Source organism: Microbacterium martis (assembly GCF_047246685.1).
Taxonomy (GTDB): domain Bacteria; phylum Actinomycetota; class Actinomycetes; order Actinomycetales; family Microbacteriaceae; genus Microbacterium.
In genome coordinates, this window is sequence record NZ_JBFOKT010000002.1 from 675,736 (window position 1) to 692,658 (window position 16,923).

20 protein-coding genes are annotated in these 16,923 nt (G+C 70.6%); 16 read left to right on the forward strand and 4 right to left on the reverse strand.

From position 1 onward, the window contains the following. Positions 1-85: 85 nt before the first annotated feature. From AB3M90_RS11185 to AB3M90_RS11200, 4 genes are read right to left on the reverse strand one after another with little or no spacing between them, the layout of a single operon-like run. Positions 86-1,846: a choice-of-anchor G family protein gene (locus AB3M90_RS11185; protein ID WP_412952016.1), complete on the reverse strand. Its 1,761-nt coding sequence runs from the start codon at positions 1,844-1,846 to the stop codon at positions 86-88. Beyond that, positions 1,843-2,580, reverse strand: a complete 738-nt coding sequence (locus tag AB3M90_RS11190) for a hypothetical protein (RefSeq protein ID WP_412952017.1) — start codon at positions 2,578-2,580, stop codon at positions 1,843-1,845. Before AB3M90_RS11190 ends, AB3M90_RS11185 begins: the two co-directional genes overlap by 4 nt. A gap of 4 nt (positions 2,581-2,584) precedes the next feature. Beyond that, positions 2,585-3,172 (reverse strand): signal peptidase I, encoded by a 588-nt coding sequence (locus AB3M90_RS11195; protein ID WP_412952018.1) that lies wholly within the window; start codon positions 3,170-3,172, stop codon positions 2,585-2,587. Between the two features lie 25 nt (positions 3,173-3,197). After that, positions 3,198-3,890 (reverse strand): SipW-dependent-type signal peptide-containing protein, encoded by a 693-nt coding sequence (locus tag AB3M90_RS11200; protein WP_412952019.1) that lies wholly within the window; start codon positions 3,888-3,890, stop codon positions 3,198-3,200. Positions 3,891-4,224: 334 nt separating this feature from the next. On the opposite strand from AB3M90_RS11200, the gene AB3M90_RS11205 reads away from it, so the two are divergent. The 16 genes from AB3M90_RS11205 (at position 4,225) to AB3M90_RS11280 (ending at position 16,616) form a co-directional block, all read left to right on the forward strand. Further along, on the forward strand, positions 4,225-4,425 hold the full coding sequence (locus tag AB3M90_RS11205; RefSeq protein ID WP_412952020.1) for a hypothetical protein: 201 nt from the start codon (positions 4,225-4,227) through the stop codon (positions 4,423-4,425). 7 nt (positions 4,426-4,432) lie between these two features. Continuing rightward, a complete protein-coding gene (mpaB, locus tag AB3M90_RS11210) occupies positions 4,433-5,512 on the forward strand; it encodes a daptide biosynthesis RiPP recognition protein (RefSeq protein ID WP_412952021.1) in 1,080 nt (359 codons plus the stop codon). Then, positions 5,509-6,783: a daptide-type RiPP biosynthesis aminotransferase gene (gene mpaD, locus AB3M90_RS11215; protein ID WP_412952022.1), complete on the forward strand. Its 1,275-nt coding sequence runs from the start codon at positions 5,509-5,511 to the stop codon at positions 6,781-6,783. Before mpaB ends, mpaD begins: the two co-directional genes overlap by 4 nt. Beyond that, positions 6,780-7,970, forward strand: coding sequence for an iron-containing alcohol dehydrogenase (locus AB3M90_RS11220; protein WP_412952023.1), 1,191 nt, complete (start codon positions 6,780-6,782; stop codon positions 7,968-7,970). The genes mpaD and AB3M90_RS11220 overlap by 4 nt, the downstream gene beginning before the upstream one ends. A 44-nt stretch (positions 7,971-8,014) precedes the next feature. After that, on the forward strand, positions 8,015-8,149 hold the full coding sequence (gene mpaA1, locus AB3M90_RS11225) for an MpaA1 family daptide-type RiPP (protein WP_412952024.1): 135 nt from the start codon (positions 8,015-8,017) through the stop codon (positions 8,147-8,149). Between the two features lie 48 nt (positions 8,150-8,197). Next, positions 8,198-8,320 carry a daptide-type RiPP gene (locus AB3M90_RS11230; protein ID WP_412952025.1) on the forward strand — a complete coding sequence of 41 codons (123 nt, stop codon included), beginning with the start codon at positions 8,198-8,200 and terminating at the stop codon, positions 8,318-8,320. Positions 8,321-8,375: 55 nt separating this feature from the next. After that, on the forward strand, positions 8,376-8,501 hold the full coding sequence (locus tag AB3M90_RS11235; protein ID WP_412952026.1) for a hypothetical protein: 126 nt from the start codon (positions 8,376-8,378) through the stop codon (positions 8,499-8,501). 58 nt (positions 8,502-8,559) lie between these two features. Beyond that, positions 8,560-9,351 carry a daptide-type RiPP biosynthesis methyltransferase gene (mpaM, locus tag AB3M90_RS11240; RefSeq protein WP_412952027.1) on the forward strand — a complete coding sequence of 264 codons (792 nt, stop codon included), beginning with the start codon at positions 8,560-8,562 and terminating at the stop codon, positions 9,349-9,351. Next, the gene (mpaP, locus tag AB3M90_RS11245) at positions 9,348-11,069 is read left to right on the forward strand and encodes a daptide biosynthesis intramembrane metalloprotease (RefSeq protein WP_412952028.1); all 1,722 of its coding nucleotides are present in this window, start codon (positions 9,348-9,350) and stop codon (positions 11,067-11,069) included. Before mpaM ends, mpaP begins: the two co-directional genes overlap by 4 nt. Continuing rightward, the gene (locus AB3M90_RS11250) at positions 11,066-11,902 is read left to right on the forward strand and encodes a hypothetical protein (protein ID WP_412952029.1); all 837 of its coding nucleotides are present in this window, start codon (positions 11,066-11,068) and stop codon (positions 11,900-11,902) included. The genes mpaP and AB3M90_RS11250 overlap by 4 nt, the downstream gene beginning before the upstream one ends. Before the next feature lie 18 nt (positions 11,903-11,920). Further along, on the forward strand, positions 11,921-12,646 hold the full coding sequence (locus tag AB3M90_RS11255) for an ABC transporter ATP-binding protein (RefSeq protein WP_412952030.1): 726 nt from the start codon (positions 11,921-11,923) through the stop codon (positions 12,644-12,646). Continuing rightward, a complete protein-coding gene (locus AB3M90_RS11260) occupies positions 12,643-13,383 on the forward strand; it encodes a hypothetical protein (protein WP_412952031.1) in 741 nt (246 codons plus the stop codon). The genes AB3M90_RS11255 and AB3M90_RS11260 overlap by 4 nt, the downstream gene beginning before the upstream one ends. Continuing rightward, on the forward strand, positions 13,380-14,096 hold the full coding sequence (locus AB3M90_RS11265) for a hypothetical protein (RefSeq protein ID WP_412952032.1): 717 nt from the start codon (positions 13,380-13,382) through the stop codon (positions 14,094-14,096). Before AB3M90_RS11260 ends, AB3M90_RS11265 begins: the two co-directional genes overlap by 4 nt. A 39-nt stretch (positions 14,097-14,135) precedes the next feature. Then, the gene (locus AB3M90_RS11270; protein WP_412952033.1) at positions 14,136-15,083 is read left to right on the forward strand and encodes an NAD(P)-dependent oxidoreductase; all 948 of its coding nucleotides are present in this window, start codon (positions 14,136-14,138) and stop codon (positions 15,081-15,083) included. Then, entirely contained in the window at positions 15,080-15,547 is a 468-nt protein-coding gene (locus AB3M90_RS11275; protein WP_412952034.1) for a heme-degrading domain-containing protein, read from the forward strand. Before AB3M90_RS11270 ends, AB3M90_RS11275 begins: the two co-directional genes overlap by 4 nt. Positions 15,548-15,626: 79 nt before the next feature. Beyond that, positions 15,627-16,616 carry an aldo/keto reductase gene (locus tag AB3M90_RS11280; RefSeq protein ID WP_412952035.1) on the forward strand — a complete coding sequence of 330 codons (990 nt, stop codon included), beginning with the start codon at positions 15,627-15,629 and terminating at the stop codon, positions 16,614-16,616. The last annotated feature ends 307 nt before the right edge of the window (positions 16,617-16,923 follow it).

Here is a 16,923-nt window from a genome sequence, read left to right on the forward strand (position 1 = left end):
AGTCTGCGGGCGGCCAACGTCCTCGGCCGCTTACGTACGCCCGTGTTTCGGCGATTTCACCGACTCGATGCACTGACCGAACCGGTCAATAGGCCGAGCACTCGATGTCAGCCCGGGGCACGGAGCACCCCGGCCCGACGGAGCCACGACCCAGATAGAGTCGCACCCCCGCAGGACCCAGAGAATCGAGGACACTGATCCTCAGTGCAGCGACGTCGTACTGCCCGAACGGGATGTGCCGCCAGTCGGCTGGTTCGGGCCGACCGGTGAGAGGGTCGTTCTGGACATTCACGATCACGGAGACGACCCCGGACAGATACAGCACGGAGTAGACGTTCGAGACGACGCCGACCAGTGAGGAGATCAGGGGGCGCAACGAGTCGACCAGCGACCCGACGGTGGGTAGCAGCCCCCCGACGAGATTCGCGACGACAGGGCCGAGACCCGACGTGAGGGCATTGAGCAGCCCGTCGAGGATCCCGAGGTCGAGCGCGCCGAGCAGCTTCGCCTCGACAGCCACCCCGCCGCCCGCGGCGAGAGCGGCCAGGCCGGCGTCCACGGAGATCGTGATGTCCGCCACCGGCAGCCCGAGCAGACGCAGGCGCACACTCGCGTCCAGTGTGATCCGGATGCTGTTCAGGACATCGATGAGCGCATCCTCGACGTCTCGGAGCCACTCGCTGAGAGCGGATGTGAGCGCATCGGTCAGCGCAGCGAGAATCCGGGGGTCGGCGAGGAGATCGGTGTTCGGCGCGAGCCCATTCAGGCTCGTGCCGTCGGTGATCCCGTACGCCGAGGCGACGAGCCCAGCGGAGTCCACGCGGATGCTGCCACGACCGAGATCGACTCGCACGATTCCGGCCTCATCCGAGATGCTCCCCCTCAGCAGATCCGTGACCGGCCGGAGGTCGACCGAAGCCGCGAGCGAATCGACGGTCACCGCGCCGAGCCGCAGCGTGCCCAGCAGCGGCCGCAACAGGCCGGTGATGCCCTGGACCAGTCCGTCGAGGAGACCCGCGTCGCCGGCGAGGGCGGCGACCAGGGTGTTCAGCTCATCGACGATGCCCGTCGTCCCTGCCACGAGACGAGCGACGGCAGGCGAGCTCACCTCTGTGGCCACGTCGGCGGCGACATACTCGCGGGTGAGAGCGGAAGCCAGAACCTGCGCGTCCGCCTGCGCTCCCTGCCACGCCAGATCGCACCCGTCAATGGTGGCTCGACCGGCCACTGCTCCCGTGGTGAGTGTCACATCGGTGACATCGGTGAGCAGCGCGGCGGTGCCCGGGTCGAGGGAGCCGAGCAGTGTGGAAAGGCGCAGTGCAGCGAGCTCGGGGTAGCCGTTGGTCGGTTCCGTGGCGATGCCGCCGCTGCTTGTCACGAATCCACCGGCACCGACCGCCTCTCCATCGCTTCGAGCCCGGCCGTACTGGCCGAGCAGGCCGGTGGCGGTGTCCAGCGGGAGCTGCAGCAGACCGTTGCCGAGGTCGACGTCCACCGCGCTGAGGGCGACGACACGCAGCGGATTCGCGAAGGCATCGGGTCCTGCGGGGTTCGCGCCGAGCGGCGAGTAACGAACCTGGTCGCCGTCGTTCGTGACGGTCGTACCGGAGGCTTCGATGAGCGTGTCAAGGTCTGTGCCGAGGAGGGAACCGCTCACGGCCCGCCCCTCCGCGCGGGTCGCGAAGGACCCGGATGCATCCGCGCAGGATGTCGTGCCGATCATGCCGGTGGCCCACTCGGAGTCGTTCCATGTCGCGTCGCTCGCCACGGCGGCCTGCGTGACCAGCGACGCGGCCACAATCAGGCCGAGCGCCGTGAGCACGCGTCCGCGAGATCGCCCGATCATGACGGCGCGGACCCGGATGGTTGGCTGCGCCCTCGCGCGGCGAGCCTCAGGCCCAGCCCGATGCCGCCTGCGGCGAGCATGCTCAGGGCCGACAGATCCGCCCAGAGGTCCGCGCCGGTCGCGGCGAGGCCGCTCGGCGCGTCGGGGGGATCTCCGGCTGCGTGAACGCCGACGCCGATTCGCCCGACGAGCATCTCCGCGGCGCGCGGATCCACGGTGGACGGGATCTCCAGAGTGACCAGAAGATGGCGCGGCTGGCCCCGGCGCAAGACGGCCAGCTCATAGATGTCGTCACCGCGGTCGCCCGCGTAGGCGGCGAGCAGGGTGGGCCCGATGACTGCCTGCGCCCCGCCCGGGCACTCGTACCGGTCGGATGCCGCGCGATGCCGGAACGGCACCGTGCAGGTGACGAGACGGACGGTGAGTGCCTCGATATGCGAACCTGTCGCGTGCATCTGCACAGCCAGGGAGCTCTGATCGACCTCCTCCACAGACGCTTCGATCAGCCAGGAGGCCTCGTCGCCGGGAACCATATCGGTCCACTGCGGCGCGGCCGGGATGGAACGAACCATGAGCGGGCCATCGACTGAGGGTCCGTACGCGTCAGCCAGAGCAGACGATGCCCTCAGCGCGATGACCACCACCCCCAGGGCCACCAGAGCGGCGAACAGCACCGTCGGGAAACGCGGCGAGGTCCGCCGCGCGGGGTTCGATCTCGAAAGGGTCGGTTCCATGCCGTCAGGCTCGTCTCGCAGCACGTGGGTGCTCGCTACCTGATCGAGACTGAGACGGGAGGGCGCCGCCGGTCGGCTCTGCGACGCTCGTCGGCTCGGGTCGACGCGGCCACAGCGCCCACGCGGTGAGCGTTGCGGTGGTCAGCGTCAGGACACCCATCCCCAACGGCGACTGCAGCAGCATGATCACAGCGCCCACCATCGGCACAGACGCGACCGTGCGTCGAGCATCCGTCACGAGGTACGGCAGGTGATCGACACTGTCGTTGTCGTCGCCCTTCAGCACGAGTTCGCGTGCGCCGCGCTCACCCACGGTGTCGGGGACAGGGCGTACCTCCACGACGCGATGCGTCACGGGAAGTGCGTTCTCCTGCCGCTGAACGGTCACCACATCGCCCACGCGGATCTTCTCCGCGGGCAGCGGCACCGACACTGCGACCGCCCCCTGCGGCATCGTAGGGCTCATCGACCCCGTGCGGAGCACGATGAGCGTCGCGCCGGTGAGCGCGGAGAAGACGAACCAGACGACGATGACCAGCAGCGCCGACGCGACAAGCGTCGTCGCGGCCCTGCTGACGATTGCTCTCAGCATGAACAGACCCGCGGACAGCGGAAGGTCACTGTGGAGTGACGGAGACCGAGCGGAACTCCCACGCGGGGGAGATCGCCAGGCCCTGCAGAGTGTCCACATCGGGGGTCGAGGCCGGGAGGGAAAGCGCGAAGCAGTAGTGCTGCGTCGACCCGGCCGCGGCCTGCAGAGACTGCGTGACAGCGGCTGTCGCGGTCAGCGGTCGTCCCTCCAGCAGCGTCTCCCACCCTGCAGCAGAGAAACCGCTGGTGCAGGGCGTCGCCGGAGCTTCCGAGGCGACCGTGAAGACCGACACCCGCACGGCGTCGAACAGTGCCTGGTCGTTCCGAGGGGTCGGCGAGCCTTCCGCGGTGACAGCGCCTTGCAGTGTCACCGCGGCCGCGAGCGAATCGTCGGTCGTGCGCAGGGCCACCGGCGCGTACACCGTGTCGCCTGGGCTGAGCGCGAGAGATCCGACGGAGAAGACCAGCGAACCACCGGCATTGCTCTCAGCGTCGAGCCATTCGTCAGCGCCATCTGCGAACGGCATCGAAGTGTTCTGCTGCACCTCGAAGGAGCTTGTCGCGATGGACGGAGCGCCGTCGGCACCGGCCCACACCCACTCCGAGTCGTTCCAGGATGCGAGGGTGTATGTGGCCCCGACTCCGAGCACGGCGATGCCCGCGCCGAGTGCCGCGAACACCCTCGTGCGACGTCGAACGCCGCCTCTCCGCTCTGCCACCATGGACCCCCTCGTTCCGTCTCCCGTGGTCATCGGCATCCTGCCTCGGCGGCGATCGTAGGCATGACTGCCTTCTCCGCACCGCCTGCACTTCGCTCAGCGTCATTCGCGCGAGCGATTCTGTTCGCAATATGTGATGCCGCCGCCGTTCTTGTCCTCGGGTGGGGGCGACCTCGGCCACGACTTCCGTTCAGCCCGCTGTCGACTTTCGTCCAGAGAATTGATGAACCAGGCCTAAGTATTGGTGAACGCCCGTTCGGCGGTGATAACTTCGGGTCCCAGTCGACGGGCCGCAGAGGGTGGCTCGTGTCGGGGGGAATCCGGGGGGATATCCGTGACGCACGTCCGGTGGTGGGCACTCGTGCTGGGTGCCATCCTGCTCATCAACGCCGTTCTCATCTTCGTGAACGTCGACGGGCGGGTCGAGGGTTACGTGAGCAGTGCGATCTGCCTCGTGGCGGGGATCGTCAACGTCGTCTACGCCTTCTGGCGGCGATCGGCGCCGGCGAACCCGACGGCATCACGGCGAGACTGATCCGCCCGTGAACCATCGACACGACAACACGGACCTCCTCGACACCGCCGCACCGGCGAACGCCGACTCGCGCGAGCGGAGAGTGTCGTCCGCGGTCTTCCAGTGGGCGACCGGCGTGGCTCCCGCATCGGCAGGACGCGTGGTGCTCTGCGCCACCGACGACGAGGTGTCGGGGCTTCTCGCGCACGACGGTCTTGCCGACACCTTCCTCGTTCCGTCGTCCTCCGACGCTGCGGCCCCGCCCGACCGGGTGCTCACCTTCGAGGGCCGATTCGACGAGCCCGGCGACGTCATGCACATCGGTCGCGGCTACGAGATCGAACTGCAGGACTACCTCGCCGTCCCCTTCGTGCCCGTCACCCGCCCCACCGTCGTCAGCTGTCTGACCTCGTCGGCGTGGAGCGCCTTCATCGAAGACGCCGAGGAGGCGTTCGCGACGGGCTCGTTCATCCCGCAGCTCGCCTCGCACTCGGTCGTCATCGCCGATCGATCGGTGATCGACGCCGCGATCGACGGCACGAGCGTCGCGATCAACCGACTGAGCATCGACGCGCACGGCGACGTGCGCTATCGGCTCGGCGGTCCCGTGGTGGGAGCCGCCGGTTCGACGGATCTCGGCGATCAGCCGGCATCGACCTTCCTGGTGGGCGAGGAGGATGCTGCGGAGGCGGGTGAGTCCGTCGCCGCCGAGTTCGCCGCACGACCGTGGATCCGTCGCTACCTGACCGCCCTGCGCATCGTCGGCGGAACGGACGGCGAGAGCTGGTCGATCTCGGGCTTCGGAGGCGCTCTCACCGGGGCCGAGACCGATCGCGGCCTGCGTCGTCGTTCGGGGCATCTGATCATCTGGCGCGACGACGAGTACCAGCTGGTCGCCGAGACGGGTCGCCGGTTCGCGCTGGGGCGTGAGACGGCGATCGCCGTCGAGGCGCTGCTCGAGGCGCCGTCGTTCGAGCAGGCGGTGTCGACCGCCCGCTCCGCGGGACTCGATCGCCACACCGTTCCGCAGGAGCTGAGAGAGCTCCGCGAACGATTCGCCGCGGTAGGTGTCATCTTCGACAGCGCAGAAGACGAGACGTCGTCATGAGCGCACGCTCGTGGCCGTTCCTGCTGCGGCCGAGTGATGAGCCGTCGCCGGGCGACTGGGCGACATCGGCGAAGGGCACCCGGGTGCGCTTCGCCGACGGCCTCGAGGCCTTCTGCGCCACGAGCGGTCTGTGGAACGTTCCGCTCGGGTACGGGCGCGACGAGATCGCGGATGCCGTATCGGAGGCCCTGCGCGACGCCTCGTACCTCACGCTCTTCCGGCGTTCCCATCCCCTCGCCGAAGAGGCGGCGGAGCGGGTGATCTCGTTCACCGGCATGCCGTTCTCGCGTGTTCTGCACGCCACGTCGGGCGGTGCCGCGAACGACCTCGTGATGAAGCTCAGCCGCCAGTACTGGTCGATCGAGGAGGGCATGCCGCGGCGACTCGTGGTGGGGCTCCGCGGCAGCTATCACGGGCTGACCTACGGCGCCCACGCCCTGAGCGGCGACGAGCTCGGCCAGGCGGTCTACGGCGTCGACGGGCGCGACGTGCGGCACGTGCCGTTCGACGACGGCGGAGCGGCACTCGAGGCGCTGTGCCGACGGGAGGGCAACCGCATCGCGGCGCTCGTCGTCGAGCCCGTCCTCGGGTCGGGCGCGATCGAGGTGCCGGCCGACTTCCTCGACGCGGTGCAGCGACTGCGAGCGCAGTACGGCTTCCTCCTCGTCGCCGACGAGGTGGCGACCGGGTTCGGACGCACCGGCGTGCGGTTCGCCTCGTCGCGATGGATGCCGCACCCCGATGCCCTCGTGCTCTCGAAGGCCCTGACGAACGGGGCGTGCGCCGCCTCGGTCGTGGTGGTCGGGGAGCGGATCGCCACCGCGTTCGACCGGCACGACGCCCTGCTCGTGCACGGCGAGACGCAGGCCGGAACCCCGTCGAGCTGCGCGGCCATCGTCGCCACGCTCGACCTCTACGAGCAGCTCGACGTCGACCGCCTGTTCCCCGAGGTCATCGCGCAGATCGATCGTCTCGAGGAGCGGCTCGTCGGGCATCCGCGGGTCATCGGCGTCGCCGGTCGCGGCGCGTTCCGTGCGCTGCGCATCGCGGGCCGGACCTCCGCATCGACAGAGCCGGGGGGCACTGAGCCGGTGGGCGCCTCGAAAGAGGAGATCGTGGAACTGGTCGAGCGCATCCGCCGTGCCGGGGCGATCGTCCACCCCGGGCCGTCGGTGCTCCAGCTGATTCCCGCCGCGATCTCGGATTCCGCTGATCTCGATCGGCTGGGCGACGTGCTCTGCGACGTCCTCGACGAGCAGGACGCGGCATGATGCCGCAGACGGCGGTGCGCGAGGAGCTGCTGACGCACGACGCGGTCGCGCCGACGATCATCGGCGCCGGTGCCGCGGCGCGTGCACTCCCGCGACTGGGTGCGACGAAGAACGCGCTCCTCGTGATCGACGACAGGGTCCATCAAGAGCACCCGGAGCTCGCCCTCCGCGTCCGTCGCCTCGTGCGTCACGATCCCGCCGGAGAGGCGCAGTCCGCGCTCCTGGAGCGGGTCGCGCGCGACACGGCCGGCGAGCCCGCCTTCGAGGCCGTCATCGGCATCGGCGGCGGCTCGGTGCTCGACGCGGCCAAGCTGATGCGGCTCGCCCTGCAGAGCGCGGCATCCTTCCGATCCGCCCGCCGCCGGGCGATCGCCTACGGCGTGTCCCTCCTGCCGGAGAGCAAGGGCTCGGGGGCGCCGTCCCTTGCGCTGATCCCCACCACCGTGGGAACGGGATCGGAGGCGAGTGCGGTCGCCTGCCTGCATCCCGACACCGGCGACTCCCGCCGGCTGGTGGTCGGCAGGCTCATGAGGGCCGACACGGTGGTTCTCGACACGACTCTGACGCGCTCGCTCACCGATCGCGGAGTGCGCGAGGGCGCCGCTGAGATCCTGCTGCGCCTGCTCGGAAGCTACGTCGGCAGCCCCGCCGCCGCTGTGCCGGATGCCGCCGCCGAGGAGCTGGTCGACCGCGTCGCCACGGTCGTCGCGGCCGGCCTCAGCGGCGGGTTCGACGACGGGCTGCGCGAACGGCTCGCCGTCGCCTCGACCGAGACGCACACCGGATGGGCCCTCACGGGGCGTGCGGCGTACGCCGCCAAGCACTGGTACCTCGCGAACGAGCTCTCGTCGGTCGCACGAGCCGGAAAGGTCCCCGTGACCCTGATGCTGCTGCCGGCGATCTGGCAGCGCATCCTCACCGGAGACACGCGCTGGGGAGACGCCGAGCGCCTGCGCCGGCTGTGGCGGATCATCTCCCTGCGCCTCTCGCTCTCGGCGGATCCCGTGCGAGGAGCGGTCGAGTGGACGGGTTCGTGGGCGATGCCCGACCTGCGCCTCTCCGACGGCGCGATCGTCTCGGCCGCACGCAGCTGCGCCCAGGTGTGGGGCGGTGATCGTCCCGCGCTTCGCGGACTGACGGAGGACGACGTGCTCGACGTCTACACAGCCTCAATCCGAGGGAGCTGACAAGGGTGCGCCCTTGCGGAGAAGAGAGAGGGGGTGAATCGCCAATGCTCGCACAGCCGGAAACCGGATTCGCATTCGAAGAGATCGACGCCGTCGACGCTCCCAGCGCGGACAGCTTCTGGTGGGGGATGTGGTCGGGTCTCGCCGTCGTCACGACGGGCGTGATCATCGCCACGTAGCCGAACCAGATGTTCTGCACGCTGAAGACACCGGAGGGGGGTGAACGGATGGAACTCTCGCAGCAGCTTCGCTTCGAAGAGATCGAGGGCATGGAAGCCCCCGACTCCGACTTCTACGTCGGCTTCAAGCTCGCGATCGTGCTCGGACTCATCGCAGTCGCCGCGACCTGATCGCGCGAGCGGGATCCGTGCGCGAATGCATCCAGAAGACGACAGGAGGTGAAAGATGCAGAAGCAGGAAATGGGCCTCTGGTTCGAGGAAGTCGACGAGGCAGACGCCCCGATGAGCCCCGAGGAATGGGCCTTCAACATCATCACGTTCGGAGCGGCGCTGGTCGCCCTCGCCACGTGATCACCGGTGGGCGATCACCTGGCGTGGTCGCCCACCCACCCCTCGACGAAGGACCATCATGAACGAAAGCGCCTCATCGCGCCTCGCCGCCATCCTGACCGGCGGCGAGCCCCCCGCCGACCTGTACTCGGTCGAGGGATCGCGGCTCTACGAGCGATTCGCCGAGTTCGACGACTCCGAGCAGCGCGAGCTGCTGCGACGCCTCGCCGCCACCGAAGGCGACATCCTCGAGCTCGCGTGCGGCGGCGGTCGCCTCGCACTGCCGTTCCTCGCGCTCGGGCGGCCGGTCGTCGGCATCGACCTGTCGGAGGAGATGATCCGCATCCTCCAGGACCGCTACGACCGGCTGCCGCGCTCCCGTCGCCGCGTTCCCCTCACGGCCGTCGTAGCAGACATGCGGAATTTCGAGCTGAGGCGCCTGTTCGGCGCGATCGTGCTCGCCACGACCTCGATCTTCCTGCTCGACGCCTCCGATCGCGAGCAGCTGTTCGCCGCCGTGCGCCGTCACCTCGCGCCGGGCGGGCTGTTCTTCGTCACCGTCTACGAGTCGTCCCTCGAAGTCGGTGCCTCGTCCACCCGCCTCGTTCCGCTCACCGGCGACGTGCCGGCAGTCGCGCTGCTGAGCGATCAGGTTCGCGAAGACGGCAGAACACGAGAGGTCACCGCGCTGCAGATCTCCCGCGACCACGACGGTGCGCTCGACGTCGCCGCGTTCTCGTCGGTCGTGCACACCGCCTCGAAGGAAGAGCTCGACGACGAACTCGTCCGTGCGGGCTTCACCCACGTCGAATCGATCGCACTCTCGGGCGGCGATGCCGGCGGACTCCGCATCAGGGGATACTCCCTGTGAAGGCGAAGACCCCGGTGGAGCCCGAGATCTCGCTCACCCCGTCGTGGACCGAGCTCCGCCCGCGATTGGCGGACGGGGTCAGCGTCGATGCGCCTCTCACCGACGGAGCGCCCTGGGTGATCGCTGCCGGCGGGGTGCCGCGCGCACGCGTCGGTGCGGACTTCGCCCAGCTCGCCGCGCTCTTCGACGGAGAGCGCACGGTGAAGGAGGCGGTGGAGGAGGCGAACGTCACAGCCGACTCCGCGCAGGCGATCGGCGTGGTCGAGGCGCTCGCGAAAGCCGGACTCCTCCAGGTCGAGGCGGCGGCGGCCGGCCGGGGGAGGCGTCGTCGCCGTGACGACTCCCGATCGCGTCTCACGTTCCGGCCGCCGCTGACGGTGCAGTGGGTGCTCTTCGACCCGGCATCCTTCGCGCGTCGGGTCGCGCGACCCTTCCGATACCGCGCCTTCCGCGTCACGACCGCCGCCGCCGTGGCCGTGCTCCTGGTGCTGGCGACGGCATCGCTCGCGGTCGAGGGGAACGTGATCGTGAGCGCGCTCTCGACACCGGTCTCGCTCGAGCTCTTCGCGTGGCTGATCGGGGCCGTCATCCTCACCGGCTGCGTCCACGAGCTCAGCCATGCGGTCACCCTGGCCGCGCTGGGCGGCCGGCCGACGCGCATGGGGATCATGCTGTTCTATTTCATGCCCGCGTTCTTCTGCGACGTCACCGACGGCTGGCGGATGGGCGCGCGCTGGCGCCGGGCGGCGGTGGCGCTCGCCGGACCGGGCCTGCACCTGCTCCTGGCGAGCGTGGCGTTCGCGGCGCTTCTCCTCCCGGCATCCGCGGAGTTCCGGACGTTCCTCGCGCTCTATGGCGTCGCCTGCCTGGTCGCCGTGGTGGCGAACCTGCTCCCGTTCATCAAGCTCGACGGCTACCTCGCGCTCGTGGCGATCACCGACCGTCCCTACCTCCGGGCGTCCGCGATGGCGGCGACGAGCCGATCCCTCGCGAGGCGGCTCTACGGCGCCGACATCGAACCAGAGGCCCCGCGGGAGCCGGCGGCGATGGCGATCTTCGGCGCGGCCTGCATCCTGTTCCCGATCGCGATGTTCGCGTGGGCGGCGATCCGCCTGCAGCCCGCGTTCGTGGGGATGGGGTCGTGGATGGCGGCGATCTATCTGCTCCTCGTCGTCGCCTTCGTGGCGGTGACGGCGCGTCGGCTGGTGCGGTTCGTGGCGGCCGCGCTTCGGCACGGGGCGCACGTCGGTCGCACGATCCTGGCCTCGGTCGGGGTGCTCGCCGTCGCATCCGCGGCACTGCTCGTTCCGGTGCCGGCCACCGCGCACCTCGGCTTCGTCGCGAGCGACGGGCGTGTGCTCCTCGTCTCGTCGACCGCATCCGCGCTCGAATCGCTGCCGCAGGGCGATCCCGTGCGCCTGTTGTCGAACGGCATCGTGCTGCGCCCCGAGATCGGCACCGCCGAGCTCGCGCCCGGGCCCGCGGAGCCGGCGCGCGTCGACGCCCCGGTCACGGCGCTGGCGCCCGTGTCGATGCCGGATGCCACGGCCGAGGCCTGGGGCACACCCCTCGCACAAGTGGAGTCGACCGGCGCGCTTCCCGCCGGCGGTGCTGCCGAGGTCGGGTTCGAGCGGTCTCTCGCCCTCGGCGCGTACCTCTTCGATCTGCTCCTCCGCGAGCCGTCGCGGGCGATGCTCGAATCGGGAGACGCACGATGACCGCCGCGGCCACCGTCGGCGCCGACGCCGGCCGGCGACTCGCCACCGCCCTCACGCGTGCCTCGTCGCACTTCGAACGGCAGATGGTCGATGCGCCTCTCATCGGGTGGCACGGCCGAACGGGCGGCGTCAGGGTGCAGGACTCGCGGGGAGAGGACGCCTGGCTCCGCGTGGTGGTCGCCCGCCCCGAGCTCGCCCGTGGCGACTGGTGGAACGGCAACGTCGAGGCCTCGGCGATCGACGGCGTGCGACGCCCGGCGGTGCTCGCCTGGCACGAGTGGGCCGAGGGCCCGGTGAGCGTTCGTGCCGAGCTCATGGAGCTGCTTCCCGGGACCGTGTGCTCGCCGACGCCCGAGCTGCACCGCGGCCTCGACCTCGACGATCGCTGGTGGTCGGAGCTCGACGAGGGCCTCGCGCGGCTGGCCGCGCACCCGACCGAGCGCCGGAGCACCACGGCCGAGTCGATCGCGCACCGGAGCCACGTGCTCTTCGGCGCGCGCCATGACCTCTCCGGCGTGGAGTGGACCACCGCCCACGGCGACCTGCACTGGGCCAACCTCTTCGCGCCCGAGTTCGCCCTGCTCGACTGGGAGGCGTGGGGTCTCGCGCCCGCCGGGAGCGACATCGCCGGACTGTACCTGCACTCGCTGCTCGTCCCCGACGTGGCGAACGCGATCCTCGAACGATTCCCCGATGTCTTCGCGTCGACCTCGGGTCGGATCGGGCTCGTCTTCCACGCGTCGCGGATACTGGCGCGTGCCATGGGAGGTGATTACCCCGACCTGATCGACCCCGTCCACGAGGCTGTCCGCCGATTCGCACCACAGACGTAGCAACAAGGGAGACCGGGCGTGAGTACAGACGCTGTCGCTTTCAACGATTTCACCCGAGCCTTCGGGGGCCGGAAGGCCGTCGCAGACCTCACCTTCTCATTCGAGCGAGGCCGCATCGTGGGCCTGCTCGGCCCGAACGGGGCGGGCAAGAGCACGGCGATGCGGGGATTGGTGGGCCTGCTCCGGCCGACCAGCGGTTCGGCAGAGGTGTTCGGCAAGCGCTTCGCCGAGTTGAAGGACCCGGCGCGGACCGTCGGCGTGCACATGGACGGGCTGGGCTTCGAGACCGGCATCACCGGTCGGCGGCACCTCGAGATCCTGTCGATCGCCGCCGGGATGCCGAAGGGCAGGCCGGACGAGCTCCTCGAACTCGTGGGCCTCGAGGGCGAGGGGCACAAGCGGGTCAAGCGCTACTCCACCGGGATGCGGCAGCGCCTCGGCCTCGCCGCGGCACTGGTGGGCGACCCCGAGCTGCTCGTCCTCGACGAGCCGGCGAACGGTCTCGATCCCGAGGGCATCCGCTGGCTCCGCGGGTTCCTCCGAAGCCAGGGCGACGCGGGACGCTCGATCCTCGTGTCGAGTCATCAACTCGGCGAGCTCGAGCAGATCGTCGACGACATCGCCGTTCTGAAGAAGACGCTGCTCTACTTCGGCTCGCTCGCCGGACTGACCGGATCGGGGGAGCACACCCTGGAGGATCGCTACCTCGACCTCGTCGCCGGCGTGAGCGGAGGCGGCCGATGAGTGCGGTGATGCCGCGTCAGCTGAGGTCGGATCTCGTGAAGGCGATGTCGGCGCCGACCCTGATCACGCTGTCGTCGCTGGTGATCGTCGTGCCCGTGCTGATCGTCTTCATGACGGGACTGATCGACCGGCTCCGCTTCGACGACGCCGCGACTGCCACGCAGACCCTCCTCGCGATCGGCGTCTCGGGCGCCCTCGGCTGCGCCTTCTACGGCAGCTATCTCGTCACGCGCGACGAGTACTACCGGGGCATGGACCGCAACTTCCTGATGGCGCCCGCGTCGATCGTCTTCGCGTCGCGGGTCATCGTGGCGGCGATCGTCGGAGCCGGGCTCGCGATCGTCGGGTTCCTGGTGTGGTCGGTGGTGACGGGATTCATCCTGGCCGATCGCGGCGCGTCGTTCGTGTTCTCTCCGGAGGTCGCCGCGCTCGCCCTCGGCGACGTGGTCGCCGGCGCGGTGGCCGCCGTCATCGGATGCAGCGTGGGATGGGTCGTGCGCAACTACTACGTCACCGTGGTGGTGCTCCTCGTGCTTCCGGCCATGGTCGCGCCCCTCATGCTCGACCGCGCCCGCGACGTCGAGCGCTTCCTTCCCGTCGGAGCCGTGGCCGGACTGGGCGGCGTGCAGCTGGACGGCCTCCTGGGCCAGGTCACGGCGGGACTCGTGCTCGTGGGGTGGGCGGCGCTCTTCGTGGCGGTGGCCTGGCTGGTGCTGCGACGTCGGGTGAACGCGTGATGGTCGGCCGCGCGGCGCGGATCGAGGCGATCCGCCTCCTTCGCGATCCCACGTTGGCGGCCTGCGTCGGCATCGCCGTGCTGCCCGTGATCGCGCTGGTGGCCGGCATCCCCGAAGCCGTGCCGCGCGAGCAGCTGGCCGACGCGCTGGAGGGCCCGATGCGCATGTCGCTGCTGGCGAATGTCGCGCTGCTCGGGGCGGCCTTCGGCGCAGTGCGCACGGCGGCCGCGTTCCATGCCGGGGTCGTCGGACGCGATGCCCTGGTGCTGCACGCCGGCCCGCCGTTCTGGACCCGGGTCGTCGCGACGGCGGTCGGCGCCGGCGCGGTGGGCGGGGCCATGGGGGTGTTCGCCCTGCTGGGGACGAGCGTGCTCAACGGACTGCACGTCTTCGGCCCGGCATCCCTCGCGGCTGCGGTCGTGGTCGCGGCCGGCGCCGGCGTCTGGGGCTCGGCCATCGGAGCGCTGGTGCGCTCGCCGCTCGCGGCCCTGCCTATCGCGATCGTGTCGCTGAGCCCCGCGATGTTCCTGTCGACCGTCGTTCCCGACGTCGCGGCGGTACTGCCGCTGAGCAGCGCGCTGCACGCCGCCGGGAGCCCTCTCGGAGACAGCTGGATCGGCCGCGACGGCAGCGCGGCGATCGCCCTGCTCTGGCTGATCGTCGCGCTGGGAGCGGCGTTCCTCACCTACCGGAGGAGATCGCTGCTCGCCTGACCGTCGCGTAGTCTCGCTCACACGAGGAGGCACGCCGGTATGAGCGGACGCACGGTCGGATTCATCGGACTCGGGATCATGGGCGTTCCCATGGCCACCAACCTGGTGGCCGCGGGTGTCGACGTCGTCGTGTGGGCGAGGAACCCCGAGCCGGTGCGGACGCTGACGGATGCCGGCGCCCGAGCGGCCGACGACGCCGCCGGCGTCTTCGCCGTGACCGACACGATCATCCTCATGCTGCGCGACGAACCCGCCGTCGACGCCGTCCTCGGTCGGGGGACCGAGGACTTCGCCGCACGGATCGGCGGTCGCACGATCGTGCAGATGGGGACCTTCACCACCGCGTTCTCCGCGGCGCTCGCCGACGAGGTGACTGCGGCGGGAGGGCGATACGTCGAGGCGCCGGTGTCGGGGTCTCGCGGTCCGGCCGTCGCGGGAACCCTCGTGGCGATGCTGGCCGGCGACGACGACGCGATCTCGTCCGTCGAGCCGCTGATCGACGCGATGTGCGCCCAGCGGTTCCGCTGCGGCCAGGTGCCGTCGGCGCTGTCGATGAAGCTGGCCGTGAACACCTTCCTCATCACGATGGTGACCGGTCTCGCCGAGACCTTCCACTTCGCGGCCCGCACCGGAGCCGACGCCGAGGTGCTGCGCGAGGTGCTGGCGGCGGGGCCCATGGCATCCGTCGTCTCGAACGCGAAGGCGGCGATGCTGCTCGCCGGCGATCTCGCTCCCCAGGCGGCCATCGCCGACGTCGGGAAGAACGCCCGGCTCGTCGAAGACGCCGCGCGGGCGGCCGGGGCGGCGCACCCGCTCATCCGTGCCAGTCGCGAGTTGTACGACGAGGCGATCGCCGACGGACGTGGAGGGCTCGACATGATCGGCGTCATCTCCGCGCTCGAGGCGCGGGCATCGGCGGGCGGCACCGCGACCGGGACGCGACCGTCGCCCGCATCGGACAGCGGGTCGGGAAGAATGACGGGATGAGCACTGACGACTGGCTGGCCCGCCTCGAGGCCGAGCAGACCGACCTCGTCCTCGAGCACTTCGATCGTCGCGATGCGTGGCTGCTCGGCAGCGCCATCGCCGAACGGGCGCTGACCGAGTCGCTGCCGATCGTCGTCGATGTGCGCACGGCATCCGGCATCCTGTTCCACGCCTCGATGCCGGGCGCGACGAGCGACAACGACGAGTGGGTGCGACGGAAGTCGTCGCTCGCCTTCCGTTTCGAGACGAGCAGCGCTCTCCTGGAGGCGCGGGCGGCCGCGGGCGCGCGCGACATGTTCGCCGACGGATGGCTCGATCCTGCCGAGTACGCGCTCGCCGGGGGAGCGGTGCCGGTGCGCGTGCGAGGCGTCGGCGTCGTCGCGATCGCGACCGTCTCGGGTCTACCGTCGGCCGACGATCACGCGGTCGTCGTACAGGCTCTGCGCGGCCTCCGTCAAGCCTGATCCGCTTCTTCGCCGACCGCCGCCCCGCCGTGCGAGGGTGGATCCGACGCGCCTGCCGCGCGGGAGAGGGAGCAGACGGATGCTGGAACCGACCGACGACGTGAGACTGGGGAAGACCGGACTGCGGATCTCACCGGTGGTGCTGGGGTGCATGAGCTTCGGAGCACCCGACCGCGGCACGCACCGCTGGTCGCTCGACGAGGAGAACAGCCGACCGCTCATCCGTCAGGCGCTCGAGGCCGGCATCACGACGTTCGACACCGCCGACGTCTACTCCGACGGCACGAGCGAGGAGTTCGTCGGCCGCGCGCTCGCCGACTTCGCCCAGCGCGACCAGGTCGTCATCGCCACCAAGGTGCACGGGCGCATGGGACCGGGCGCCAACCAGGCCGGTCTCAGCCGGGCGCACATCTTCTCCGCCATCGACGCCAGCCTCCGACGCCTGGGCACCGACCACGTCGACCTCTATCAGATCCACCGCTGGGATCCCGAGACGCCGATCGAAGAGACCATGGAGGCGCTGCACGACGTCGTCCGCTCGGGCAAGGCGCGCTACATCGGCGCGTCGTCGATGTGGACGTGGCAGTTCGCGACGGCGCAGCACACGGCGATCGTCAACGGCTGGACCCCGTTCGTCGCGATGCAGGATCAGTACAACCTGCTGCAGCGCGAGGAGGAGCGGGAGATGCACCCGTACTGCCTCGACACGGGTGTCGGAGTGCTGCCGTGGTCTCCGCTCGCCCGCGGTCGTCTCACCCGGGACTGGGATGCCACGACCGCGCGGACGGCGACCGACGAGTTCGGCGCCACGCTCTACCGCGCCGAGGAGGACTCGAACCGCAGGATCGTCGAGGCTGTCGCCCGAGTCGCCGCCGAACGCGGCGTCTCGCGTGCGCAGGTCGCGCTGGCGTGGGTCGCGCAGCAGTCGGCGGTGACGGCGCCCATCGTCGGCGCGACGACGGCGCAGCACATCGAGGATGCCGTCGCCTCGACCGGCATCCGCCTCGAACGCGAGGAGCTGGCACAGCTCGAGAGCGCCTACACGCCCCGCGAGCCCGAGGGCTTCTGACCCGTCCGCGCCCCGCCCGCCGGCCCCGCTCGCCGGCCCCGCTGGCCGGCCCCGCCGCCCGCGCCTCGCCGGCCGCGGTGGAGGGAGGAACACGCCGGTGAGAGGGGCGAGTTACCGGCGTGTTCCTCCCCTGAGCGCAACGGAGGGGCGGGGTGCGGGCGGGTTACCGGCGTGTTCCTCCCCTGAGCGCAACGGAGGGGCGAGGGTGCGGGCGGGTTACCGGCGTGTTCCTCCCCTGAGCGGCAACGGAGGGGCGGGCGGAGGGACGGGGCGGGCGGAGGGGCGGGGCGGGCGGCCCGGCGGCGGG

Bases quoted from the DNA above. Each gene is read 5' to 3' on its own strand.
- AB3M90_RS11185 (WP_412952016.1), bottom strand. From the start codon at position 1,846: ATGATCGGGCGATCTCGCGGACGCGTGCTCACGGCGCTCGGCCTGATT.
- AB3M90_RS11190 (WP_412952017.1), bottom strand. From the start codon at position 2,580: ATGGAACCGACCCTTTCGAGATCGAACCCCGCGCGGCGGACCTCGCCG.
- AB3M90_RS11195 (WP_412952018.1), bottom strand. From the start codon at position 3,172: ATGCTGAGAGCAATCGTCAGCAGGGCCGCGACGACGCTTGTCGCGTCG.
- mpaD (WP_412952022.1), top strand. From the start codon at position 5,509: ATGAGCGCACGCTCGTGGCCGTTCCTGCTGCGGCCGAGTGATGAGCCG.
- AB3M90_RS11220 (WP_412952023.1), top strand. From the start codon at position 6,780: ATGATGCCGCAGACGGCGGTGCGCGAGGAGCTGCTGACGCACGACGCG.
- mpaA1 (WP_412952024.1), top strand. From the start codon at position 8,015: ATGCTCGCACAGCCGGAAACCGGATTCGCATTCGAAGAGATCGACGCC.
- AB3M90_RS11230 (WP_412952025.1), top strand. From the start codon at position 8,198: ATGGAACTCTCGCAGCAGCTTCGCTTCGAAGAGATCGAGGGCATGGAA.
- AB3M90_RS11235 (WP_412952026.1), top strand. From the start codon at position 8,376: ATGCAGAAGCAGGAAATGGGCCTCTGGTTCGAGGAAGTCGACGAGGCA.
- mpaM (WP_412952027.1), top strand. From the start codon at position 8,560: ATGAACGAAAGCGCCTCATCGCGCCTCGCCGCCATCCTGACCGGCGGC.
- AB3M90_RS11250 (WP_412952029.1), top strand. From the start codon at position 11,066: ATGACCGCCGCGGCCACCGTCGGCGCCGACGCCGGCCGGCGACTCGCC.
- AB3M90_RS11260 (WP_412952031.1), top strand. From the start codon at position 12,643: ATGAGTGCGGTGATGCCGCGTCAGCTGAGGTCGGATCTCGTGAAGGCG.
- AB3M90_RS11270 (WP_412952033.1), top strand. From the start codon at position 14,136: ATGAGCGGACGCACGGTCGGATTCATCGGACTCGGGATCATGGGCGTT.
- AB3M90_RS11275 (WP_412952034.1), top strand. From the start codon at position 15,080: ATGAGCACTGACGACTGGCTGGCCCGCCTCGAGGCCGAGCAGACCGAC.
- AB3M90_RS11280 (WP_412952035.1), top strand. From the start codon at position 15,627: ATGCTGGAACCGACCGACGACGTGAGACTGGGGAAGACCGGACTGCGG.